This is a genomic window from Pedobacter lusitanus, from assembly GCF_040026395.1.
GTDB lineage: Bacteria > Bacteroidota > Bacteroidia > Sphingobacteriales > Sphingobacteriaceae > Pedobacter > Pedobacter lusitanus.
Genome location: NZ_CP157278.1, coordinates 2,941,190 through 2,967,902 on the forward strand (window position 1 = coordinate 2,941,190; position 26,713 = coordinate 2,967,902).

Genomic DNA, 26,713 nt, shown 5'->3' on the forward strand with positions numbered 1-26,713 from the left:
ATCACGCAAAGCGGTACAGATTTAACTGCTGTTATGCGTACACTTTGTTAATGGGGTAAACAGCATATTCCTTATGCAATCCGTATACAGCCCACAAAAAAAGGCTCAGATAATTAATTATCTGAGCCTTTTTTTTAAGCTTTAAAGCAGGAAAACTTATTCGACAACTACGCCCATCGAGCAGAACTTATCAATTCGGTTAGAGATCATCTTTTCTGGTTTCTCTTTTTTCAATGCTTTCATATCTTTCAGGATCTGCACTTTCAGTGTCTCTGCCATTAACACAGGATTCTGATGTGCACCACCCAGAGGTTCATTAATTACGCCGTCAATCAGCTTGTTTTTTAACATATCTTTCGATGTCAGCTTCAGACATTCAGCCGCTTTCTCTTTAAAGTCCCAGCTGCGCCATAAAATTGACGAACAGGATTCCGGAGAAATTACCGAATACCACGTATGTTCAAGCATATATACTTTATCACCGATACCAATACCCAATGCACCACCTGATGCACCTTCACCGATAATCAAACAGATAATAGGTACTTTCAATACAGACATTTCCAGCAGGTTTCTGGCAATAGCCTCTCCCTGACCACGCTCTTCAGCTTCAATACCAGGATAAGCACCCATAGTATCAATAAAAGAAATAACCGGTTTATTGAATTTTTCTGCAAGACGCATTAGTCTTAATGCTTTGCGGTATCCCTCAGGATTTGCCATTCCGAAATTACGGTACTGACGTTCCTTAGTGTTTTTACCTTTCTGATGACCGATTACCATAACTGTTTCACCATTAATAGTAGCAAAACCACCGATAATCGCCTTGTCATCTTTTACTGTACGGTCACCGTGCAATTCGATAAAATCATCACAGATCATTCCAATATAGTCGAGCGTCTGAGGACGTTCAGGATGACGTGACAATTGTACTTCCTGCCAACCTGTTAGGTTTGCATAAAGTGCATTCTGCGTTTTAGACAGCTTATCTTCAAGCTCAATCAGTGTAGCAGACATATCTACTTTTGTTTTATCAGCAACCTGTTTAACCTTTTCAATTTGCTGTATCAGTTCAGCAATAGGCTTTTCAAAATCAAATGACGTTTTTATCTGTTCCATAAGTGGGCGGTAAAAATAGGTATTTTATTTTGTTCTGTTTAAATTTAGATGATAAATTTAAACAGCCTCTTATAAAGAGTCTAAAATTTTGAAGCTATTCCTGCTTTAGGTAAAGATTTTTTAATAAAGTCGCGGAGATCGTCGTTGCCTTTCTGCAGATCAGCACGTCTCAAATACATCATATGTCCACTTTCGTATCCTTCCCAGCTCATTCGGTCTTTTAATTTACCTGCCGGATCCATTTGCCACAGGTTATATTTTGCATTAAAATAATCACAAGCGCCGTCAAAATAACCGGATTGTACCAGCAGGTGAAGAGAAGGATTCTGAGACATCGCATCCCGCAGGTTTTCTGCTGTACGGTTTCCTGTATTATCCCATGGATAAACAGAACCAAACATGTTATATTTCAGATCAGTCTTATAATTAAGCTCATTGCGGATATACATATTAATTGCCGGTGTAAAAGAATGCAGCCATGAACTGAGCTCTGCATTGTAATCAGGTCCGTCTCCCGCATCCTGTTTATCCATCCCGCGGTATCTGGAATCCAGTCTGCCAATAGTAAATCCTTTATCCCGGAGTAATTCTTTCCAGAAGAAGTCGGCTGGAACATCCAGATTGTGCTGCAGTATGGTCTTCTCCGTAATTCCCGAGTAGGCAGACATCTTAGCCGCCATCACTTTTTTCTGTTCATCACTCAGCTGACTCCCTTTTGCTAACGCAGGAATCAGTTCATTCATGGTAAACTGCTCTACTTCGGGTAACAACGAACTTAAGGTTTTCTGTTGTAAATCTGCTTTCAGTGCTTTGTGATACCAGGCTGTGGCAGCAAAATAAGGTAAACGCAGCGCAGCAGAAAGAGCGTCTCCTCTTTGTATACCCAGCGTAGTAGGCGAAACCAGTACTACTCCGTTTAAATACATCCACTGTGAATTCTGCAGCTCCAGTGCCAAACCGGAAACACGGGTGGTACCATAACTTTCACCAATCAGGAACTTGGGCGAACCCCAGCGGTTATTGCGGGTTACAAAGGTATTAATCCATTCAGCGAGATATTTAATATCTGCATTCACACCAAAAAACTTACTGCCGGGTATGTCTTTATTGATTGCTCTGGAGTACCCGGTGTTTACAGGATCGATATAGACAATATCTGCTACGTCCAGTATAGAATATTTATTTTCTGTGTATCCATAAGGTTGTACCGGATATCCTTCATCATCAATATTGAGTAAAACAGGGCCTGTATAGGCGATATGCATCCATACTGATGCCGAACCCGGACCACCATTAAAAGAAATAACAAGCGGTCTGCTGCTTCGTTCTTTGACATCTGATCTTTCATAATAAGTATAGAACAGACCAGCTATGGCCTTGCCGGTCTCGTCCCAGACAGGCAGTGTTCCTGTAACCGCTTTATAAGGAATACGCTGGCCTTTAATAGTGACCTGATGTTGCGTCACTACAGAGCTTTCAGTTACAATATTACGGGAGTTTACTTCGTTATTTGCTGAACTGTCACCTTTCTTTGTTTCAGGAACAGACTTGAGCGGCTGCATTTTTTGTGCATTTACTGAATGGCAAACACACAATCCAGCCAGGATTAAAGTATAAAATATCTTCATTTCAATGGGATTGTTTAGGTCCCTTAAATATCAAAATAAGATCTGAATATATGTTAACACCTTAAAAATGTTACTCTTCCATTAGCCTACCTGGCGTCCTTACTACCCTGTATATATAAAACAGAGATTGCACCAAGGATCATGAATATACCCGCAAGCACAATTGCATAAATAGCCTCACCATGATAAAATTTCTTGACAATCAACCCGCCGAAAATGCCATTTACAATTTGCGGCATAGTGATAAAGAAGTTAAATATCCCCATATAAACCCCCATTTTACGTGCCGGTATTGCGCTGGATAAAATCGCATAAGGCATAGAAAGGATACTTCCCCAGGCCAGACCAATACCGATCATTGAATAGATCAGGTGATCAGGATTACTGATAAAGTAGATAGATAACAAACCTGCACCACCTGCCAGTAAAGAAAAAGCATGCGCTACCTTACGGCTTGTAGCTCTGGCAATAGCAGGTAAAACCAAAGCATAAATAGCCGAAACACCATTATATACACCAAACAGGATACCTACCCAGTTACCCGCATCAGCAAATTTCACAGAAGAAGTATCACCCGGAAGTACCTTATAGATATGCTGGGCAATAGCCGGTGTGGTAAATACCCACATAGAAAACAGGGCAAACCAGGAGAAAAACTGAACCAGCCCCAGCTGTTTCATCGTTAAAGGCATTTTGGAGAAATCGGTCAGGATAGATAATAATCCTTTTTGTTCTTCTGTTTCCGGTTCCGCAGCATGGTATAAAGCCATTTCTTCCGGCGGATATTCTTTAGTCGTTAATACCGTCCATAATATAGTAAACAGTAAAATCGCAGCCCCTGCATAAAAAGAGTAAATCACATTATGGGGAACCTGTCCTGCTGCTGCAACCTTAGACGCACCCAGATATTCAGAAAATATATAGGGCAGCCAGGAACCGGATATCGCACCCGCTCCTATCAGAAAAGTCTGCATGGAAAACCCAAAACTCCGCTGACTTTCAGGCAATTTATCTCCTACCAAAGCCCTGAAAGGTTCCATTGCTACATTAATTGAAGCATCCATAATCATCAGCATTCCTGCCCCGATAATAATAGGAGGCAGAAAACTGGCCATAGCACCCGAATTAGGCATCAGGATTAAAGCAATAGCTGTTAAAATTGCACCAATCAGAAAATAGGGTCTCCTTCTGCCAAAACGGTTCCAGGTCTTATCGCTGTAATAGCCAATAATCGGTTGGACGATCATACCAGTCAGAGGAGCTGCCAGCCAGAAAAGGGAAAGATGTTCAACATCTGCACCAAAAGTCTGCAGAATTCTTGAGGCATTTCCATTTTGCAGGGCAAAACCAAATTGTATCCCAAAAAAACCTGCACTCATATTAAAAATCTGAGCATTGGACAATCTTGGTTTAGCGGCAACGGCTTTATTTTGTTCCATGAGGATCTGTTCGGTTTGGAGGTTCAGGTGTTATATTGAGTTCTGGTAATTTTGAAGGTCCGCGGGATTAAAATGCAATGATCTGCGCCTGCATAGGCAATACCCGGATGGGTATCGTATTATCTTTGAGATCAGTTAATTTCAGATCAGACAGCTGGTCTGTGGCAGTAGTAACCGGACGATGCTGTAAAATCTCTGCCGGGATCTGTACCTGGCTTTCCATTCTGTAATGGCGGTCAAAGTTGACCAGGATCAGCAGACGCTGATTAGCCGTATAACGCACATAACCATACATCCTTTTGTTCATATTACCACCAACAGGGATTTCCCATAACTGACCATTGGCTATGGCTTCTGATCCCGCAGTAAACTGAAGCAGTCTGACATAATATTTCCTGAGTTCCTTTTGTGCGCCCAAAATTTTTCCACCGTCAAAAGCACCGCCGTTCATCCACTTCTGATGTTCCGGTATACCCCAGTAATCAAAAATGGTCGTACGATTATCTTCTCCGCCAAAACCCTCTGCACCCCTGCCTGGTTCACCAACCTCCTGGCCAAAATAGGTCATTACAGGGCCACCCGATAAGGTAGCAGAAACAACCATGGCAGGCAATGCCAGTTCCGCCTGTCCGGCAAAACCAGCAGAAGCTATCCGCTCTTCGTCATGATTCTCCAGAAAACGCAGCATCTGATCCCCGAAACCGGCACTTTCCTGCTGCCAGACTTTCCGGATATCATTGACATCCGCATGATCTTCACTTCTGATCAATTTCTTCAGTCCATCATATAAACCTACCTTATCATATAAATAATCAAATTTACCAGTAGTCAGAAATGATTTATAAGTTGCAGGATCATAGGCTTCCCCAATAAATATCAGTCCTGGTTTTACCTTTTTCACTTCAGGGATTACCCAATTCCAGAATTCAAGAGGAACCATCTCGGCCATATCACAACGGAAACCATCTACTCCTTTTCCTGTCCAGTAAACCAAAATATCTCTCATTTTAGTCCAGACTGCAGGTGTTGGTGTAAAGTGTGGTTTTGCACCATTTTGCTGATCTACTCCATAATTGAGTTTGATGGTTTCATACCAGTCATCCACAGATGGTCTTTCAGAGAAAACATTATTTCCTGTAGCCTTAGCCGGTGACTCCAGGTAACTCGCCTGCTGCAAAACAGAAAGCGGCGTTGGCTGATCAGATTTAGGTGCCGGAACAACAAAGTCTTTTCCCGGCACATAATAATAGTCATTAGCCGGACTAAAAGCTACCTGTACATTATCACCCTCTCCAAAATCCTTAACACCGGCAGGCTTCATTTTTGACTGATACTGACGGGCGACATGATTAGGGACAAAGTCAATAATCACTTTCAATCCTTTATCATGCGTCCTTTTGATCAATGCTTCAAATTCGGCCATTCTTTTATTCACATCAACGGCCAGATCAGGATCTACATCATAGTAATCTCTGACTGCATAAGGGGACCCTGCTCTGCCTTTGACAACACTGGCATTATTTGCCGGCAAACCTGCACGGCTATAATCTGTTAAAGTAGCATGAGAGATTACACCGGTAAACCAAACATGTGTTGTTCCCAGCTCTTTAATCCCATCAAGGGCGTCAGCAGTAATGTCGTTAAATTTCCCGCTGCCATTCTGCTCAATAGTGCCGTAAGGAATATTGTTTTGCTCCTTATTACCAAATAACCTTGGCAACAGCTGGTAGATCATGATTTTTTTATTATTCTGCGCCATAATTCTATTTATAGATCCTGAAAACAGTAAAACAACTACAGTTAAAATCCAGTAACGGGTTTTCATACCAGTAGTCCTTTATAATTAATTACCGTTTCACCTGCCTGAACGGGGTGTAACTTATTAAATATATTAATGTGCAGCAACTCTTTGCTCGTCGTATTAATAATGATTTCGTCCTTTTTAATCTTGATGTTCAGCTGAATTCCGCGGAATCCGATAGTAAAGGCAAACGATTTCCATTGTTCCGGAAGAAAAGGGTTAAATGAAAGGGTGTCATTCTTAACACGCATTCCACCAAATCCTTCTACAATACTCATCCATGTTCCGGCCATTGAAGTGATATGCAAACCATCTTCTGTATCGTTATTATAATCATCCAGATCCAGACGTGCCGTACGCAGATAAAATTCATACGCCCTGTCCCCATCATTTAATTTAGCTGCCAGAATACTATGTACGCAGGGCGATAAAGAACTTTCATGTACAGTACGGGATTCATAAAAATCAAAATTCCTTCTTAAAGATTCCAGATCGTAGTCATCTTCAAAAAAGTACATTCCCTGTAAAACATCCGCCTGTTTAATGAAACACGAACGCAGGATTCTATCCCAGCTCCATTTCTGGTTTAACGGACGTGCTGAAGCAGGCAGGTCTTTTACCAGAATCTGCTCCTTATCTAAATATCCGTCCTGTTGCAGGAATACGCCTAGTTCTTCATCATATGGAAGATAAATGTGCTCAGAGATTTCTTTCCAGTCAGCAAATTCTGCCCCTTCTTCCAATGCCGTTTTAGCTACAATACGCTGATACTGTTCCGGATCATTCTCTTTCACGATTCCGGCAGCCTCCATCGTATATTTTAAACACCATGCAGCCAGTGTATTGGTATACCAGTTATTATTGATATTGTTCTCATATTCGTTAGGCCCGGTCACTCCCAGCATAACGTATTGTTTTTTATCAGCACTCCAGTTTACTCTTTGCTTCCAGAAACGGGCAATACCAATCAAGACCTCCAGTCCGAATTCTTTCAGATAAGAAGAGTCACCTGTGTACCTGATATAATTGAAAATTGCAAAAGCAATTGCTCCGTTTCTATGAATTTCCTCGAAAGTAATTTCCCATTCATTATGGCATTCCTCACCATTCATCGTTACCATCGGATATAGCGCTGCACCTTTGTTAAACCCTAGTTTACCCGCATTTTCTATAGCTCTTTCCAGATGTTTATAACGATAGACCAGCAGGTTCCTGGAAACCTCCTGAGGTGCTGTCGATAAGTAAAAAGGAATACAATAAGCTTCGGTATCCCAGTAAGTAGAACCTCCGTATTTTTCTCCTGTGAAGCCTTTCGGGCCAATATTTAAACGGGCATCTTTTCCGGTATAAGTCTGGTTTAACTGGAAAATATTAAAACGGATAGCCTGCTGTGCTGCAACATCACCTTCTATGATAATATCACCTTCCTGCCATTTGGTCGCCCATGCAGCAGCCTGTTCCTTTAATAACTCCTCAAAACCTTTTTCAACCGCAGCCTTAATTACTTCTTTGGCTCTATCCGGTAAATCAGCAGGAGCATAATTTTGTGAAGACAGGTTAGTCGCTATTTTATAAATGCTGATTCCTTCATTCAAAGTCAGATCCAGAGAAACACTTTCCGAAAGATACTTGTCACGCGATTTAGTATCTATTGATAGCTGAACCGTTTTATCATTTTTAATCACTACAGTTTTAACCCCTGTTATAACCTCAAATGCTGTTTTTTTAGTTCTCAATGTTAAATAAGAACCACTTGCTTCCTGTGCACTGCTAACCTCGTCCCAGAATTTCTCTTCATAGTTTGAATCCTGATTTTTCACATCCCCGTCAATAAAAGAGATCAGATCCAGTTTTCCTGAAAAGTTAAGCGGAGTTAACTGATAATGTAAAGCAGCAATCTCATCATTGGCAATACTGAAGAAACGCTTAGCCTTCACCTGTACCTGCTTGCCAGATACCAGTTCTGCAGTAAATGTACGTTCCAGGTAACCTTCCTGCATGTTTAACACCCGCTGAAATGCTGTTACCTTACATTGATTAAGATCTAAAAGCTCTCCATCCAGTTTAAGCTCCAGTCCCATCCAGTCTGCAGCATTCAATACTTTAGCAAAATATTCAGGATAACCATTTTTCCACCAGCCCACACGGGTCTTATCAGGATAATAAACTCCTGCTACATAATTTCCCTGCAAAGTATCACCGGTATAGGTTTCTTCAAAATTTGCACGCTGTCCCATCCGGCCATTACCCAGACTGAATATACTTTCTGATATTTTATTCAAATGAGAATCAAAACCATTCTCTACGATATCCCACTCTTGCGCTTGTATGTAATTCTTCATGTCTATCCTTTTACGCTATGCTTACTCTTTACTAAATTAATCAGTCCTTCAACAGTAATTGCCGAAAGATCTTTATAATACTCATCTGCCCCAGGCAAATTAGCCGCTGTTCCTATACCAATTACCGCCATATCTGCTGCAATGGCTGCCTGTACACCGGCAGCTGCATCTTCAAAAACTATACAATCAGCAGCAGCTGCATTTAACAGCTCTGCCCCTTTAATGAAAACTTCCGGATCCGGTTTTGAAGTTGTAACCGCATTACCATCCACAATTGCGTCAAAAAAGTGTGCCAGCTCTGTTCTTTCCAGGATGAGTCCTGAATTTTTACTTGCCGACCCCAAAGCAATTTTAATTCCCTGTGCTTTCAATGCCTTTAACAGATTCAGCGAGCCGGGTAATACTTCAGAGACCGACATTTTATTAATCATATCCACATACCAGCTATTTTTAAGTGTAGCCAGTTCTTCTTTTTCGGCGGCTGTTTTTGTTACTCTACCCCAGTTTAAGATCATATCCAGAGAACGCATCCGGTTTACACCTTTCAGCTGTTCGTTCTGTGCTTCACTAAAATCAAAACCTAATGAGTTAGCCAGTTTCTTCCATGCCTGATAATGATAAACCGCAGTATCTACCAATACTCCATCAAGATCAAAAATGCATGCTATAGTTGTATGTTTCATCCTTATTTCTATTTATAGATTTGAAGCTTGCCGCTTTCCTGTTAATTTCAATTCAACTCCAGTACCAGTGTTGTTTTAGCTGGAATGTTAATCGTTTTTACCGTATTTAATTTTTCTCCGCTGATCACATTCACAGCCGAGTGTATATTTTTCATTCTTTCTGCAAATCGCGAGGTGTCCAGTACTTTAGTTTTATCTTCACTATTTAAGATCACCATCACATCTTTACCATTTCCTTCTGGAAGATACCTGAAATAAACGTACATCCCATCTTCAGGAACAAATTGCATCATCTTACCATTTTGCAGTGCAGGATTATTTTTTCTGTAAAGTGCCAGTTTACTCACAAAGTTCCATGCTTCATTTTCCTGAGGAGTCCGGCCGGCAGCTGTAAATTTATCTTTCGCATCACCTGCCCATCCTCCCGGGAAATCAGAACGTACCAGTCCATCAGGAGCAGAATAATTTTTCATCAGGATTTCTGTTCCATAATATAACTGAGGGATACCTCTCATCGTAAGCAGCAGAGCCATTCCTGATTTATATTTATTGATATCTTCCTGTATCATAGAATAAAAACGGCTCATGTCATGATTATCCCAATAGATAACATTTCTTGTTGCATCCTGATAGAGAAAATCCTGTGAAATGACATTATATAATCTGAAAACCCCATCTACCCATCCGGATTTACCATTCAGTGTTTCATAAACAGCACTCTTCAGTACATTATCTGTTACCCCTGGTAAATGTGTATCAAAACCTCTGTTTGCCGTATTACCCTGGGTAAAATAAGCTTGTGCAGGAACAGAGTTTACCAGTGTTTCCCCGAAAATAGATAAAGAAGGAAATTCCGCTTTAAGTTTCAAGGCCCAGTCGGCCATGTAAGCAGGATCATTATAAGCGTAGGTATCTAACCTCAATCCATCAATACCAGCATATTCAATCCACCAGATATGATTTTGCGTCAGGTAATTTTGTACATAAGGATTTTTTTCATTCAGATCCGGCATGGTTGGTACAAACCAGCCATCCAGTTGTTTTTTCAGATCAGCCTGTGAGGTATGCGGGTCCATTACCGGCTCATCACGGTAGCTTGTCTGTGTATAAACCGGCCATTGATTCACCCAGTCTTTCATTGGCATATCTTTAAAAATCCAATGGCCTGTACCGATGTGATTATGCACTATATCTTTGATCACTTTTAACCCTTTAGCATGTACTTTGTCTACATAGGTTTTATATAATTCATTAGTCCCATAACGCGGGTCTATTTTATAATGATCTGTTGCTGCGTATCCGTGGTAAGAAGCCAGTGGCATATCGTTCTCGATTTCCGGTGTCATCCAGATAGTCGTTACCCCCAATGCTTTCAGATAATCCAGGTGATTAATTACCCCTTGAATATCTCCGCCATGACGGTAATACATAGAATCACGATTCAGTTTATGCTCAGCAAGCCCTTTGACAATATCGTTTGATTTATCACCATTTGAAAAACGGTCAGGCATTAGCAGATAGATCAAATCTTTATCAGTTACTCCCTGAATTCTTGAAGGAGAAAGATCTCTGTTCTTCAGTTCATAACTATATTCAGCAACCTTCTTCCATTTATCCATAAAAACAATCGGGAACTTACCAGCTTTAGCATCCGCAGTAATCTCCAGATCAATAAACAGGTAATTTGGATTTTCCACCTCATGAACTTTAAGCAGCTTTACCCCGGGATAATTCAGCCGTACACTATATGCTCCGATATGCTGACCATGAACCAATAGCTGAAGTTTTGGATTTTTCATTCCAGCCCACCAGAACATAGGTTCTATACGATCGGGTTTAGACTGTGCCCATGTATTTGCTGCTAACAGAACAAATAGTACAATTAATAGTTTCTTCATTTTTAATGTTTTAATAGGCAATCACAAACCGGGCAGCAGTATGGGTGAGGGTTAAATTTTTAACCTTCGCCCCTTCCACCGGGTTTGCAGTTCCCTGAGGATCGAAATGGGAAATTGGTGTAAGAAATGAATTCAAAGACTCTTTGACTTTTTGGCCGTTATTTAATTGTGCTGTAGTACCAGTTATTTTATCTGCATCACTAAAACCATGAAAAACTAGCTGAAGCTGGCCGAATTTCGACTTCCGCGAACCTTCGGCCTGTTCAAATATAATATTCCGGCCGGCCGGATCATAAGTGATTGTACGTTTATAAAAATCGCCCTTTTGATAATTAAATGTCTGACCATCATCTTCATAGTAAACGAAAGAATTATTTAATGCTCCTTTATAGACATGAACCGTCAAGGTGTCTGTTGGTTTTTCCTGAGTAGACTGAACCAGTGATTGCATCGGTACAATACTACTTTCTTTTACGTAAACCGGAAGTTTGTTTTTAGATAAACGAAGGATCTTTTCTGTGCCGCCGGTTTGCGTTTCATCAGTATACAGATCATACCATAATCCTTTAGGGAAATAAGCATTTCCAAATTCTTTTGTGCTTTCAAATGGCAATACCATAAATGCTTTACCAAATAAATATTGGTTCTGAAAAGCAGTATCAAATATTTTTGCGTCAAAGGTATAGTCTATGGCCAGTGTTCTCATCACAGGCAGTCCGTTCTGTGTAGCTTCAAAAAAAGCAGCATACAAATATGGCATCAGTTTATAACGGAGATTGATGTAATTTCTGGAAATTTCCAGTACCTCTTCGCCATGTGTCCAGGGCTCAGAAGATTGGGTATTCACTGCTGCATGGTTACGGAAATACGGGTTAAATGCACCAATCTGAACCCATCTTGCAAACAGCGAGTTGCTGGGCGTACCAATAAATCCGCCAATATCCATTCCGGCAAAAGGGACACCACTTAGCCCTAAACTGTTAATTAAACGTACTCCCAATAACATATGATCTTCTTCGGGACGGTTATCTCCGGTCCAGATTGCAGTATAACGCTGTAGTCCGGCATAACCTGCACGGGTTAAAATGAAAGGACGTTTGTTATCCATAGATGCTTTGGCGCCTTCATAACTGGAACGTGCCATTTGTAAGCCGTATACATTATGTGCCTGCTTGTGACTGGCCATAGCACCATCATAGTTAAACAAAACGTTATTTGGCATTTTGTTTCCCCAGGTAGCAATTTCGTTCATGTCATTCCAGATACCTGAGACGCCGGTACTGGCAAAAAACTTCACCTCATTTCTCCACCATGATCTGCCTTTTTCACTGGTAAAATCAGGAAAATTGCACCAGCCGGGCCAAACCTGTCCGGAGTAATTTGTACTGTCAGGGTATTTAATAAATATATTTTCTTTCAGACCGCTTTCGTAAGCCTGATAACCTTTTTCTACTTTAATGCCCGGATCTACGATTACCGTTGTGGTAAAGCCCATATCTGCCAGTTTTTTATTCATAGCCAGCGGATTGGGGAAACGCGATTTATCCCAGGTGAATAATTTATACTGGTCCATATAATGGATATCCAGTGTGATTCCGTCTGCGGGAATTTTCTTCTCTCTCAGGGTTTGTGCTATACGCAAAACCTCTGTTTCCGGATAATAAGTATATCTGTTTTGCTGATAGCCTAAACTCCACAGGGGTGGCAGATTCATACGCCCTGTCAGCGCTGTATAAGAAGTAATAATATCTGCCAGGCGTTTATGATAAATGAAATAGTAATTCATTTCTCCGCCTTGTGCACCAAAAGATGAAAATCTGTTGTTACTCGCACCAAAGTTAAAATCACTCTGGTAAGTGTTGTCCAGAAATATACCATAGTTTAATCCATGATGTATTCCCATGTAAAAAGGTATCGTAGAATAAATCGGGTCCTGCCCGGTCGAATAGCCGTAAGCATCAAAATTCCAGTTGGTATAACCACTTCCCTTACGGTCAAGGTTACCTGTCTTTTCTCCGAGCCCGACAAAACGTTCCCCTTCCTGCATTTTCTTGTAGGTTGTGACTTCACTTTCCACCCACGAAGTAGTCAGCCCTTTTTCATCCTGACTGATCACCTGGCCATCCAATGTATAAAAAGCAATACTATAAGGTTTTTTAGTAATCCTGGCTTTCAGAGAATCGGTCGTTACCATAATCTCCTGTTCATTCTGACTGATAGCAACAGGAGTCTTTACCGGCGATGAAATCACCGCATAAGAAAAGTCTTTACCCAGCTTCTTCTGATCTAATCTGACACTGATCACATTGGGACTGTAAACTGTCAGTTCCCCATGTGCATTTTCTGTTGTAAACTCTATTTTTTGCCCGGTGATACTCACCGAGGTTATATTTCCAGTACCACGTACCGGGCCATTTTGGGCAAAGGTCAGCACAGGGAAAGTTAAAAGCAGCAGCAGCTTTGGGATCGTGGTCAGTTTTCTCATATTGATCGGAAAAATTAGATTTGGAATTAACGAAGCAAATGCCCTGAAGAATCTTCAGGGCATTTACATTTTTAAAGTTTTGTTACACTGTAAGCATAGTTACCCGGAACACTCAGATTTAAAGTGATTTTGTAATTTCCGTCGGCCGCGACTTTAATATTGTCGCCTCCATATTTTGGTTTACCCTTGTCATCACCGAAGTTGATATCATAAGAACCATTGGCTCTGAATTTAAATTCTCCGGCGGTTAAAGCTTTGGTAATTGTCCATACTTTAGCAGTTGCATCATAAGTCATTAGTGTTTCATTATCCCATGATCCGGTAGCACTGCCAATGACTGCCCATACAGTTTTGGTAAGCGAATAAGTCAATGCTTTGGTATCCGCTTTAATGCGGTAATATCCGGCACCATCTACATGCAGATTATCTCCACCACCGGCATTAAGTATACCTGGCGTTGAAGTGCCGTAGTTTATACCATTCCAGTCACCTTGTGAAGTAAACTTAAAGTCGGTAGTTGCATCCGGAAAATTAACATATCCTTCATAAGCTTTATCATCATTTACAGAGGAAATTTTTGCAGCACTTTTAGGATCCCAGCCCTGATAAGATCCCGGAACATATAGTGATGGATAGTTAATCACAACCAGATAAGGAGTTACAGTTAACGCTAATACGTTCGAATAGGCGGGTGTATATTTATCACTGATACTCGCTTTGACTCTCACTTCCACTTTTCCTGCTACACCCGAAGTAAGGCCTAACTGATTAGCCAGGTCATTGATTTCTGCAACAGTAAAAGTTTTAGTTAATAACCCTGCCAGGGCCACTTCTTTTGGTGCCTTGAAATTTTTCCCTGCACTGTCAATCTGTACAGCATAAGCGATATCAGCACTATAGCCAAATGAAGAAGCTGACCAGTTGAGTACCGTTGCAGTCTGCGCAGCATGATCAGCACTTAATACCAGGTTATTCTGGCTCGCAGTCAAAACCGGTGCTGTACCGTTTCCGGCTACAGTTTTAGTTTCATCCTTTTTACATGACGCAAATAATAGCAGCAAAAGGCTATAGGTCATGGTTTTTATAAATAATGATTTCATCCGTTTATTTATTTTATGTTTTTGTAAGATGGCGTCTTTGATAATTAATAACCAGGATTCTGAATCAGGTTGCTGTTCGCAATTACATCTGCTGACGGCAATGGAAAAATACTGCGGAATGATTCTACACCACGTCCTGCTTTAACTCCCCCTTTAAACGGCCATAAATAAGATCCTTCTGTAAACTTGCTGTAGCGTATCAGGTCTGTACGTCTGTAACCTTCCCAGAAAAATTCTTTAGCTCTTTCAGCTAATACATCATCTAAATTAAGCGAGGAAACATTTCCGGAATCGTTACCATAAGCACGGCGGCGCAATTTGTTTACATAGTCAATTGCCTGGTTTAATGAGCCACCACCTCCACCGCGTAAAACAGCTTCAGCATAATTTAAATACGCTTCAGGTAAACGAAATAAAGGAAAATCAATAGAACAGAATGTTCCGTTGTTAGATGGAGCAGGAACATTGGCACGATCTACATTTCTGAATTTAACAGCACGCAGACCATCAGTAAATACCGCCACATCATCATTTGCTGATTTAGTTCCATAAAACATAGCTCTTGAATCCGGGTTACTGGTAAAAGCGCCGGAAATACCAAAAATAGCAGGTAACGTTGAACGGGTACGGATACCACCCCATCCTCCACCCGGAATACCAAAATCAGCAGGTTTCATATCCCCATTGATTGAAGCATTGGTCAGGAAAGTTGTACCACCAAAATTCTGCGTAAAATTCCCATCATAGTTAATCGATAAAATCACTTCAGGGTTATTCGTATCATTATCTGAAAGGAACAGATTTTTGTAAGCACTGTTCAGGGAATAACTACCTCCGATTACTTTATTTGCATAAGTAACTGCTTCTGTATTTTTAGCTGTTCCCGTATAAACCGAAGCATTCAGATACAATCGTGATAAAAGCAGCTGATCAGCACCTTTTGTTACTCTTCCATATTCATTGGAAGCCTGTAATTCCGGTTCTATAGCCAAAAGTTCGCTTTCTACATATTTGAATAAATCGGCACGTTTAATTTGCTTAGGTGCAATTACGCCTATTTCATTAGCCTCAGTAATGAACGGAGGGTTACCAAATAAATCCATTAGCACCCAGTATTGATAAGCCCGTAAAAATCTTACTTCCGATCTGTATCTGGTAATTTCAGCCGCATCAGCACCAGTGATATTCCGCGCAGCCAGTTTCTCTGGCGTACTTTCACGAAGAAACTCGTTTACGATCGTAATCTGATATAAACTTCTGGTATATAAACCACGCAGAAGAATGTTATCAGAAGTATAAGTCTGGTAGTTTAAATCATAAACTCCAGGGTCATTCCATACACAGATCCCTTCATCAGAAGTTAATTCCTGCGCATTCCAGTATAAACGCAGAAAATCAGAAGTTCCTGCATCAATACCACCAAGATCACTGTCACCGGAACCCTTTGGACCAGTAGTTGCAAAACTTGCGTAAGCTTTGGCCAGTACCTGCTTATATCCACTCAGGTTTGCGTAAACCACCTCTGATGTCAGGTCGTTGGTTGGCTTTAAAACCAAATCTTTTTTACAAGATGATAATGTTGCTGCAAGAAAGGCAGCTGCCGTAAATATTTTGAATAGATTCTTCATCTCTTTCTTAAATTATAATTTATTAAAATCCAACATTAAGCCCTAAACTGTAAGTTCTTGGTCTTGGATACAATTTGTAATCTATACCAGTGCTGATTTCAGGATCAAGACCTTTATAATCAGAGATTACAAATACATTCTGAACATTCGCTGTAATACGCAAAGTTGTTTTTGAGTTTGGTGACAGACGACCAAAATTATAAGCCAGTCCTGCATTATCCATTTTCAGGAAAGAAGCATTATGGATATAATAATCACTCAGAAACTGGTTATTGGAGAAATTACTATCAAATATGGTAGTCGTAGCATTATTCAATAATCCGCTTGGACTCAGAATATTTCTGCTCACAGCTAAGTTGGAAGAAATATTATCATAAATATAATTGCCCAGATTAGCACGTAATACCGTACTCAAGGTCCATTTTTTATAACTGAACGAAGAGGTGAAGCCCATGATATATTTAGGTGCAGGAGATTTATAGAAATATCTGTCCTGCTCATTCACTTTTCCATCATTGTTCAAATCAGCATATACCCCTTCAACAGGTGCACCTTTTGCATCATATACCTGCTTGTATACCAGGAATGAATTAGGATTGTAATTCACAGAGTTCCATTGTATCGTAGTACCGGTTGCTCCATCAATACCAGTAGTACCAACCTTGAAATCGGGATCCGGGTTTAAAGATAAGTTGGTTACTTTATTTTTATTATAGGTTACGTTAAAGCCCATATCCCAGTTTACATCAGCGCTTTTAATCAGGCTGACATTGATACTGGCTTCAATCCCTTTGTTCTCCATATTTCCAACATTGGTGATCAACTGATTACTGAAGTTTGTACCCACAGCAATCGGAACCAGACTTAACAGGTCTTTGGTTTTTTTGTAATACACATCTACGCTACCGTAAACTCTTCCATTGAATAAGCCATAATCCAGACCGGCATTATAAGTTGTGGAAGTTTCCCACTTCAGATTTTTATCATATGCAATAGGAGAATATAAATGATAAAACTGACCACCAATCTGATACTGGGATTCATTCGTACTATTGGAATAATTAGGCAGGTAACTATAATTTGGAAGTCCGTCCTGCTGACCTGTAACACCATAACTTAAACGAAGTTTTAAGTCAGAGAACACTTTACTGTCTTTCAGGAAAGATTCATCAATGGCTCTCCAGGTGAAAGCAGCTGATGGAAAATAACCCCATCTGCCAGATTCGCTAAACTTCGAAGATCCATCGGCACGCATTGTTCCTGACAGAATATACTTATCCGCCAGAGTATAAACCAAACGACCATAATAAGATAACAATCTATTTTGCTGTTTATCAAAAGGGAAGACCGGTAATTTCTGTACCCCACCCAATGCATTATAATCCGTAAAATTATATACAGTAGTTGCGTTATCATAATAACCATAACCTGCCGTAGCATTGATATTACTATTTATACCTTTCAGGTCTTTGATATAATTAAGATAAAACTCTGCAACCTTATTGTGCTGTACCTGCTCATATTGAGTAGCCACACCACTTACCGTAAATTTCTGTGCTGCGTATGCAGGAATAAATGTAGTTCCATATCCTTTGGAAACATCATAACCTACGTTGGCATTTGCATGCAGTTCAGGAAGGAAATGGAAAGAGTAATCCAGTTTTAAATTGCCAAAACTTCTGTCAGCCTTACCAACATCACTTTTTTGTTCAATCAGCCCGAGAGGATTTCTCGGCGCATTTGGATTTAACTGTCCTGAAGTCCCTATCCACTCAAAGTATCCGCCATACTGATTATTTGCATAAACCTGCTGTGTCGGATCAAACTGAACAGCCTGAAATACGGCATCCTGATTAGCAAAATTCGATTCACTTATTGTACCTTTTAAATTCAGATCAACTTTCAGATGATTATCAAAGAAAGTCGGGTTCAATGTAATCCCACCTGAAGCTCTTTTCATCCGGTCTGTCAGTAATAATCCTCTCTGATCTAAATAACCACCCGAAACACGGTAAGGAACATTTTTAAATTTCCCGGAAATACTCAGGTTGTTATCTGTACTGAAAGCATTGTTAAAAATCACATCCTGCCAGTCTGTATTTGCAGTACCCAATAATGCTTTCTGAGCATCATTACCATTTGCGTTTACAAATGCACGAATCTGGTCACCGGTTAATACCTTTACTTTTCTGGCTATAGTGGCATATGAATTCACCGTACTGAAATCAATACTGGGTTCACCGCTTTTCCCTTTTTTTGTAGTAATGAGAATAACACCGTTAGAAGCTCTGGAACCATAAATAGCAGTCGCATTTGCATCTTTCAGCACTGTAAAAGTTTCAATATCGTTGGGATTAATCAAACTCAAAGGATTAGATACTCCTGAAATTGCATTGGAACTAATCGCCCCCGGTAATTTGTTACTCCCAAAAGGAACTCCGTCAACCACAATCAGAGGATCATTACTTGCACTTAAAGAAGCTCCTCCACGTACGCGGATCGTACTTCCTGCTCCTGGCGCACCTCCATTGGACACGATCGAAACACCAGCGACTTTACCAGCAATCAATTGCTCCGGTGAAGTAATATTTCCGCCCTGAAAGTTCTTTGAGCTTACCGTAGTGATCGAACCAGTCAGATCCTTTTTTTGCGAAGTACCATAACCAATTACCACAACTTCATTTAAGTTCTGTGCATCTGGCTTCAGAGAGAAATTTGCTGTAGTATTACCTTTCACAGTAACATTCAGATCTACTGAACTGTAACCAATATAGCTTGCCGTTAAAGTAACAGGCCCGTTAGTTACACCAGTCAGTTTAAAGTTTCCGTTTACATCTGTACTCGCGCTTCTGCCCAGGCCTTTAACCAGTACTGAAGCCCCCGGCAGACCCAGCCCGGTTTCATCAATAATTTTACCAGTGATAGAACCGGTTTGTGCTTGTACGGCCAATGCTGTGATTGTAAAAATCAATAGCAGACAATACCTCATCACGTAAAATACTCTCATATTTAATAATTTTTTTTGGTTATATATTTGGATAATCCAGGGTGTGTATCACACACATCGTAAATTTACATTCGGTGATCAGATTTCAAAATTTTATATCAAATAATTTTTTAACACAATATTTAATATTTCAAAAGCACAAAAACACCCTAAAATATTCTATAGCCAAATACAACACACTGGCACAAAATTCACATTCATCAAATTGTAAATCAACAACTTAACATCAATTTTAACCCTATAAAAGTGTTTTTTTTACACTAAGTGTTTTTCCGTCTGTTTTTCGGGAACGATACCGGGAACGTTCCCGAACTTCGGGAACCTTATTAACAATCACGACAGAAAAAAAAACTGGAATTCTGCGTATTTCTGGAGAATCCTAAAATATTCTGCTCAAAAACCCTCGATTTAGTAATAGAAATTTAACGTTTTTTTAACTCTCCCAAAGCGGTAGAATTCCGCTTTACCAGTTTGGATCCCAGCACAATTTTCTCATTGATATTGACTGTTTCAGGATGCTCCAGCATTTTGAATAAAAGCGAAGCTGCCTCCACTCCAATTTCTGTAGATGGCTGGGTAACTGTAGTTAATGAAGGATTTAGTAATGGTGCAATCTGCAGACTTGAAAACCCGACAACTTTGACCTGTTCAGGGATAGCAACCTCCAGATCATTGCAGGCATAATAGGTAGCAAAGGCCAGACGCTCTACAGAAGTAAATACCCCATCAGGTTTCAGGCGTTTCAGCATATCCTTCAGGATTACATTATTCCGCTTATAGCTATTGGTACAATCTACAATCAGGCGGTCATCAAATGGAATGTCATACTTTGCCAGCGCATCCAGATAGCCCTGCATCCTGGTTTTACCGATTGATAAGTTTTTATTAATAACTAAACAGGCTATGCGTTTACATCCCTGCTTAATCAGATGCTGAACAGCAGAAAAGCTACTTTCGTAATCATTGGTAATAACCCTGGGTGTAATAATATCTTCATATACCCTGTCAAAGAAAACCAATGGCAGTCTTTTCTGATTCAGTTCATTCAGGTAATTGTGATCATTGGCTTCGCCTGATACAGACATAATAATTCCATCAGCACGTCCGTTATGCAGGTGTCTGATAAATGAAACTTCTTTTTCATAGTCATCATCTGTAGAATAAATCAGGATATGGTAACCTCTTGCTCTGGCTACCCCTTCAATGCCATGTATAACCTGTGAAAAGAAATTATTAGCCAGCTCGGGAACGATAACAGCAATAGTTTTACTGCGTTGCTCTCTCAGATTACTTGCATAATGATTAGGCTGATAATTCAGTTCTTTTGCCGCAGCCAATATCTTATCCTTGGTTTCTTTGCTGATATCACTATTATCCCGAAATGCCCGGGAAACAGTTGAAGTTGATAAATTAAGCGTTTTCGCCAGTTCTTTTATATTGATATTACGCATCTACGCCCCTGCAATTATTTTTTACAGGGTAAATATAACCGAAATTCATTAACCTGTACTAATTTATAATTCGTTCTGTTTACTAAAGTCATTATTTTCAGAACGCAGTAACCCAGCCTGTTGCGTAAGGATATTCCCCTGTGAAACCCGCTTAAAATACATCAGAAAAACCGTCTGAACAACACATTTTCAATAGACTGATTAACAGATAGTTAAACCCACTTTGTTCAGACATCATTCAGACCTTGTTCACAGCTTCTTCAGACAGTATTCAGATGGCTTCGAATAACACCTGTATTAACTGCAGATAACCTTTTCTTAAATACTCCTTTTTGACGTACTTATGGCCTTCAAAGATCTTATGAGCAATGAATTTCCCAAAAGTGTATCTTGCGGAAATTTTACCAATAGCGCCTTAACAGAATCAGCTAATGATGATTAACATGAATTTCACAAAAACCCTGTCCAGACATATAGGATTGGTTGTTTTAATATTATTATTTACCCCGGCAGTGGTTTTTTCACAATTATTTGAAGGAACAATTACTTTCGCTAACAGCTACAAAAGTAAATCTCCCCAATTGAAAGATGAGCAGCTCAATTCAATGATGGGTACAACGCAGGAATATTATATTAAAGGAGGGAATTACAAGTCTGTATTTAATGGTTCATTTGTTAAAATGCAATTATACAGGGCAGCTGAGAATAAAAGCTACGCGCTTACAGCAAAATCTGATTCTCTGTACTGGGACGATTATAGCAAAAATAAAGATATTGCCACAAAATTCGAGATCAGGAAAAACACAGCTACAATTATGGGGTTAATCTGTGATGAAATCACCATCTATACAGCCGGAAGTAAAGCCACCTATTATTACAATAAAAAATATGGGGTAAATTCAGAATTACTAGCCAGACATCAGTATGGAAACTGGTACTATCTCCTGTCTAAAACCAAAGCAATCCCCCTGAAAGTGGTATATGAAATTGATCAGTTTATCTTCACAAGCACAGCAATAAAAATAACCCCGATGAAGTTAAATGACAATGAATTTATTATACCTGATCAAAATAAGGTTACACCTGCAAAATGGTAATCTCTGTTGGATAATCAATAAAAAGCCAGGTATATCGCTATACCTGGCTTTTTAGCTTATAGACCTAATCACCCCACTTCCACTCTCCTGCAATCCTTAACGGCTCTTCCAGTTTGTTCTCTTTCAAAAACGCCTTTAACTTCCCCTCTTCCTGTACACCAACCGGAATAACTTTCATGTTAGCCAGCCCGTAAGTTAACATTGCACTATATCTTACTGTATTCTTTAACCCCTGTTCATCAACCAGTTTAAAACTGTCGCCATCAGAATGATAAAACTGTCCGGAATGATTAGGCAACTGACCGCCTGCACCTCCACCGGTTGGAATTCCCTCGAGCATGAAAGGCTGGTGATCACTATGTAACCACGCCCCTGAAACAAATACATTTTTAAATCCGGTATCAATCTGAGCAATCTGGCTGCCCCAGTCTGTAAATGTATCTTTCATTTCTACTCTGCTGGTTGCAAAACCCTTAGGATCATTTGTCATGTCATAATTGAGCATAAATTTCACCTTGCCCAGCTCATTTTTCTTTTCCGCCTGTGCGATATATGCCTTTGAACCTAACAGCCCCTGCTCTTCACCCATAAACAGGATAAACTCAACTGTACGTTTCGTTTTCAGCTTCAGCGCCTTAAAAGATCTTGCCATATCCATTACCGCAAAAGAGCCAATGCCATTATCTATAGCGCCGGTAGCCAGATCCCAGCTGTCCAGATGTCCGCCAACCAAAATCTTTTCCTCAGGAAGAGAATCTCCTTTTAAAGTAGCAATCACATTTCTGGCTTTGATCATACCTGAGAAATTGGTCATACTCAGACTTGCATACTGTGTTTTTGATTTCAGCTGCTGCTTTATCTCCATGCCGTTTTCCAGACCGATACAAACAGCAGGTATGGTAATGAGTTTACCGGTTACAGAAGCTGTCCCGGTCAGTAAAACACCGCCCTTTACCCCATTGATAATGATAATTCCAACTGCCCCGTGTTTAATTGCGATTGCAGTCTTTTCAGAGCGATGAAGAGAAGGCGTACCGGCAGGCGATCCGGGTAATACTCCCAGATAAACCAGGGCTATTTTACCTTTAACCTTACCTGCATCATGCGCATAGTCACTTTCCAGACCATTGCCCAGATCTGCTACTTCTGCCGAAACAGCGGATTTTACCGGTGAATGAGCCAGTGCAACTGAAGGTACCGTTTTCAGGTTTGCCGGCCCGTCACCAATTTTAGTTTCATTAGTGATCCTGCTCCAGCTTTCTACTTCGAAAGGCTGATAGCGGACATTATAACCATAAGATTTAAATAGATTAAAGGCATACTCTTCGGCTCGGGCCCCATTTGCAGATCCCGTTAAACGGTGACCAATAGTTTCTGTAGCAGACTTTAAGGTACTATAAGCCCTTGAATGCTGTTGTACATCTGTATTGATCCGGTTAAAAGCAGTACTGAAATTGTCCTGGGCATGTGCAGAAATTGCCATCCCGGCAAAAAAGAGAACGTAAAGAATCTTCATGAAAATATATTTTGATTAAAATAAGCTTTTAATTAAAATATATCCGGACAAAAATATAGTGTATAGGAATTGTTACTTTTTACGTTCTGTAGTATAACGGACTAATTGTTCAAGCCCGGTTCTGGCTTCACTTTCCTCAAAAGTATAAAGAATATCAAATGCTTCCTGCTGATACTGAATCATTTTCTCTGTAGCATAATGTACCCCATCCCTGCCATTAACAAAATCTATGATCTCCTGTATTTTAGCCGGCTCATCATTATGATTTTTAACCAGATTAATGATCCTTTTCTTTTCAGCTTTATCCGCACGGTTTAAAGCATAGATCAAAGGAAGAGTAACTTTCTTTTCTTTGATATCTATCCCCAGAGGTTTACCAACATCATCTGTTCCAAAATCAAAAGTATCATCCTTAATCTGGAAAGCAATACCAACCTTTTCTCCGAATAAGCGCATTTTCTCAATGGTCTCATCACTGGCTCCGGCCGATGCAGCGCCACAGGCACAACATGACGCAATCAGTGAAGCTGTTTTCTGACGGATAACATCAAAATAAAGATCTTCGCTGATATCCATTCTTCTCACCTTCTCAATCTGCAGCAGTTCACCCTCACTCATTTGCTTCACAGCTTCAGAAACGATCTGTAAAAGACGGAATTCATTATTGTTTACAGAAAGCAATAAACCTTTGGCCAGTAAATAATCACCTACCAGTACTGCAATTTTATTCTTCCATAAGGCATTGATTGAAAAGAATCCCCTGCGCTCATAAGCATTATCCACAACATCATCATGAACAAGGGTAGCGGTATGCAATAATTCAACCAGTGCAGCTCCGCGATGTGTGGATTCAATAATCCCCCCGCAAAGTTTGGCGGCAAAAAAAACAAACATAGGTCTGATCTGCTTACCTTTTCTCTTGACAATATAGTGCGTGATACGATCCAATAATGGGGCATCACTGTGCATCGAAGCTTTGAATTTCTCTTCAAAGACTGCTATATCTGCGGCTATGGGTTTCTTAATCTGGCTTATTCCCGGCATTCAGGTTTAAAAATATTTGCAAACTTAACTAAATTCAGCTAATTCTGCTTGTATGAAATTTTTAAATTAAATATTACTGTTTATGCTTTGCAGCAATATGTTGAAAGATCTGTTCGGCATGGATTCTCGAATTTTCAATAAACCACTTATGTGTATCCATACCACCACAAACTACACCGGCAAGATATAAACCAGGCAGATTAGTTTCCATTGTTTCAGGATTATAAACAGAGGTAGCAGCAAATTTGTCTTCAGGATTTACACCCAGTTTTTTCAGCATCTCAAAATCAGGTTTATAACCAGTCATTGCAATAACAAAATCATTGGCAAGTGTAAATGTTTCTTCCGCTGTTCTGATCGTTACATTATCTTCAGCTATCGCAATAACCTCTGCATTAAAATAGGCCTTGATTTCTCCTTCTTTAATCCTGTTTTCTATATCAGGACGAACCCAGTATTTGACATAAGATCCGATTTCTGAATTACGGATAACCAATGTAACCTTTGCGCCTTTACGGTGAGTTTCCAGAGCAGCATCTATAGCAGAATTATTTGCCCCGATTACGACTACATTCTGGAAAGCATATAAATGGGGGTCTTTATAATAGTGGGTAACTTTGGGCAGGTCTTCACCGGGAATATTCATCAACAGCGGAGTATCATAAAATCCTGTGGACACAACCACATTTTTGGTTTTATAAGCCCTTTTAGATGTTTTAACCTCAAATTGTGCCGCAGACACTTTATTCACTTCCATCACCTTCTCGAAAAGATTGATTTGCAGATCAAATTTCTCTGCCACGCGGCGATAATATTCAACCGCCTCATTCCTGTTTGGTTTAGGACTGATGCTGACAAAAGGTACCCCTCCGATCTCCAGTTTCTGGGAAGTAGAGAAAAAAGTCATAAATACAGGGTAATTGTATAAACTGTTGACCAGAGCCCCCTTTTCTACAATGACGTATTTAAGTCCTGCTTTTTTCGCTTCTATTCCACATGCCATGCCTATTGGCCCGGCACCAATGATCAAAACATCATATTCTTCCATCTGGTATCAGGATTTAACTTCTTTCGAAGAACAGGCATTATCTGTACGTTTCAGCCCCGTTGAACGGATCGCTGCATAACCACCTTTGATATCAATCACCTTGTCTACACCTCTTGCCTTTAAAATTGAAGCCGCGATCATCGATCTGTATCCCCCGGCACAATGAATATAATAAGTTTCCTGTGGTTTGATTTCGTTTGTCCAGTCATTGATATAATCCAGGGGACGTGTCAGTGTACACTCTAAATGTCCGGCTTCATATTCTCCGGGTTTACGCACATCAAGTACCTTTAAATCCGGATTGGCCTGAACTATATCCTCAAAAACATCAACAGAAACTGAATCAATAGTATCTGTGTCTTTACCGGCTGCAATCCATGCTGCTATTCCACCTTCCAGATATCCAATGGTCTGATCATAGCCTACTCTGGCCAGACGGGTAATTGCTTCTTCAGCTTTTCCTTCTTCTACAATTAATAATAAAGGCTGCTGCAGGTCAGTAATCAAAGCTCCAACCCATGGTGCAAACTGTCCGTTCAGCCCAATATTGATAGACGAAGGAATAAATGATTTAGCAAACTCCTGCGGATCCCTGGTATCCAGAATCAGCGCACCTGCGTGATTAACTGTCGCCTCAAATTCTTCAGGCTCCATAGGAATTAATCCCTTTTCTTTAACCCGGGCAAAGCTTTCATAACCGCTTTTATTGATTGCGGCATTTTTTGCAAAATATTGAGGAGGAGGCAAAGTACCTTCTGTTACCTGCTGAATAAAATCTTCCCGGCCGGATGTCTTAAGCGCATAATTAACCTGCTTCTGATTTCCTAAAGTATCAAAGGTTTCTTTGCTCATATGTTTACCACAGGCAGATCCCGCACCATGCGCCGGATATACCAGGATATGATCTGGCAGAGAAAGAATTTTTGACTGCAACGAGTCATAAAGTATTCCTGCCATTTCTTCTGCTGTCTGAGTTCCTCTTTGTACCAGATCGGGTCTGCCGACATCACCAATAAAAAGTGTATCACCAGTAAAAATGCAATAAGGATTACCATCTTTATCACTAAGCAGATAAGTAGTGGATTCAGGCGTATGGCCCGGAGTATGCAATGTCATGATCGTGAGTTCACCTATTTTAAAGGTTTCTCCGTCAGCAGCAACATAAGAATCAAAAGTCGTCTGTGCGGTAGGTCCATAAATAATCTGAGCACCCGAATGCTGAGCAAGATCAACATGACCGGAAACAAAGTCCGCATGAAAATGTGTCTCAAAAATATATTTAATTCTGGCATTTGCCAGTTTGGCCTTTTTAAGATAAGGTTGTACTTCTCTTAAAGGGTCAATAATTGCCGCCTCTCCATTACTCTCAATGTAATAAGCTGCTTCGGCAAGACAGCCCGTATAAATTTGCTCTATCTTCATATAGA

The 26,713-nt window shown here is 40.2% G+C and carries 17 protein-coding genes; 1 reads left to right on the forward strand and 16 read right to left on the reverse strand.

Annotation, left to right across the window (positions count from 1 at the left end; genetic code table 11):
* Window positions 1-156 precede the first annotated feature (156 nt).
* The 12 genes from PL_RS12535 to PL_RS12590 form a co-directional block, all read right to left on the reverse strand.
* Window positions 157-1,119 (reverse strand): acetyl-CoA carboxylase carboxyltransferase subunit alpha, encoded by a 963-nt coding sequence (locus tag PL_RS12535; RefSeq protein ID WP_082035877.1) that lies wholly within the window; start codon window positions 1,117-1,119, stop codon window positions 157-159.
* Between the two features lie 80 nt (window positions 1,120-1,199).
* Window positions 1,200-2,747, reverse strand: a complete 1,548-nt coding sequence (locus tag PL_RS12540) for a S10 family peptidase (RefSeq protein ID WP_041880711.1) — start codon at window positions 2,745-2,747, stop codon at window positions 1,200-1,202.
* Between the two features lie 86 nt (window positions 2,748-2,833).
* Complete coding sequence (locus PL_RS12545; RefSeq protein WP_041880713.1) at window positions 2,834-4,186, reverse strand: MFS transporter; 1,353 nt, start codon at window positions 4,184-4,186, stop codon at window positions 2,834-2,836.
* 67 nt (window positions 4,187-4,253) lie between these two features.
* Window positions 4,254-6,011 carry an alpha-amylase family protein gene (locus PL_RS12550; protein WP_041880715.1) on the reverse strand — a complete coding sequence of 586 codons (1,758 nt, stop codon included), beginning with the start codon at window positions 6,009-6,011 and terminating at the stop codon, window positions 4,254-4,256.
* A complete protein-coding gene (locus PL_RS12555; protein ID WP_041880719.1) occupies window positions 6,008-8,329 on the reverse strand; it encodes a glycoside hydrolase family 65 protein in 2,322 nt (773 codons plus the stop codon). Before PL_RS12555 ends, PL_RS12550 begins: the two co-directional genes overlap by 4 nt.
* Before the next feature lie 2 nt (window positions 8,330-8,331).
* Window positions 8,332-9,012: a beta-phosphoglucomutase gene (pgmB, locus tag PL_RS12560; protein ID WP_041880721.1), complete on the reverse strand. Its 681-nt coding sequence runs from the start codon at window positions 9,010-9,012 to the stop codon at window positions 8,332-8,334.
* Between the two features lie 47 nt (window positions 9,013-9,059).
* Entirely contained in the window at window positions 9,060-10,910 is a 1,851-nt protein-coding gene (locus PL_RS12565; protein WP_041880766.1) for a glycoside hydrolase family 13 protein, read from the reverse strand.
* Between the two features lie 10 nt (window positions 10,911-10,920).
* Window positions 10,921-13,395, reverse strand: a complete 2,475-nt coding sequence (locus PL_RS12570) for a TIM-barrel domain-containing protein (protein ID WP_041880724.1) — start codon at window positions 13,393-13,395, stop codon at window positions 10,921-10,923.
* Between the two features lie 71 nt (window positions 13,396-13,466).
* Window positions 13,467-14,495 (reverse strand): SusE domain-containing protein, encoded by a 1,029-nt coding sequence (locus PL_RS12575; RefSeq protein WP_041880725.1) that lies wholly within the window; start codon window positions 14,493-14,495, stop codon window positions 13,467-13,469.
* Window positions 14,496-14,539: 44 nt separating this feature from the next.
* A complete protein-coding gene (locus PL_RS12580; protein WP_052496194.1) occupies window positions 14,540-16,123 on the reverse strand; it encodes a RagB/SusD family nutrient uptake outer membrane protein in 1,584 nt (527 codons plus the stop codon).
* 22 nt (window positions 16,124-16,145) lie between these two features.
* Window positions 16,146-19,130, reverse strand: a complete 2,985-nt coding sequence (locus PL_RS12585; protein WP_041880726.1) for a SusC/RagA family TonB-linked outer membrane protein — start codon at window positions 19,128-19,130, stop codon at window positions 16,146-16,148.
* A 422-nt stretch (window positions 19,131-19,552) separates the two neighbouring features.
* Window positions 19,553-20,581, reverse strand: coding sequence for a LacI family DNA-binding transcriptional regulator (locus PL_RS12590; protein WP_041880728.1), 1,029 nt, complete (start codon window positions 20,579-20,581; stop codon window positions 19,553-19,555).
* Window positions 20,582-21,024: 443 nt separating this feature from the next.
* Between PL_RS12590 and PL_RS12595 the strand changes: the two genes are divergently transcribed.
* Entirely contained in the window at window positions 21,025-21,678 is a 654-nt protein-coding gene (locus tag PL_RS12595; protein ID WP_152620291.1) for a hypothetical protein, read from the forward strand.
* 64 nt (window positions 21,679-21,742) lie between these two features.
* Here PL_RS12595 and PL_RS12600 read toward each other — a convergent pair whose 3' ends face one another.
* From PL_RS12600 to PL_RS12615, 4 genes are all read right to left on the reverse strand, one after another.
* A complete protein-coding gene (locus tag PL_RS12600; protein WP_041880730.1) occupies window positions 21,743-23,194 on the reverse strand; it encodes a M20/M25/M40 family metallo-hydrolase in 1,452 nt (483 codons plus the stop codon).
* A 72-nt stretch (window positions 23,195-23,266) separates the two neighbouring features.
* Window positions 23,267-24,238: a polyprenyl synthetase family protein gene (locus PL_RS12605; protein WP_041880731.1), complete on the reverse strand. Its 972-nt coding sequence runs from the start codon at window positions 24,236-24,238 to the stop codon at window positions 23,267-23,269.
* A 73-nt stretch (window positions 24,239-24,311) separates the two neighbouring features.
* Window positions 24,312-25,286 carry a YpdA family putative bacillithiol disulfide reductase gene (locus tag PL_RS12610; protein WP_041880732.1) on the reverse strand — a complete coding sequence of 325 codons (975 nt, stop codon included), beginning with the start codon at window positions 25,284-25,286 and terminating at the stop codon, window positions 24,312-24,314.
* Window positions 25,287-25,292: 6 nt separating this feature from the next.
* Complete coding sequence (locus PL_RS12615; protein ID WP_041880733.1) at window positions 25,293-26,708, reverse strand: MBL fold metallo-hydrolase; 1,416 nt, start codon at window positions 26,706-26,708, stop codon at window positions 25,293-25,295.
* Window positions 26,709-26,713 lie beyond the last annotated feature (5 nt).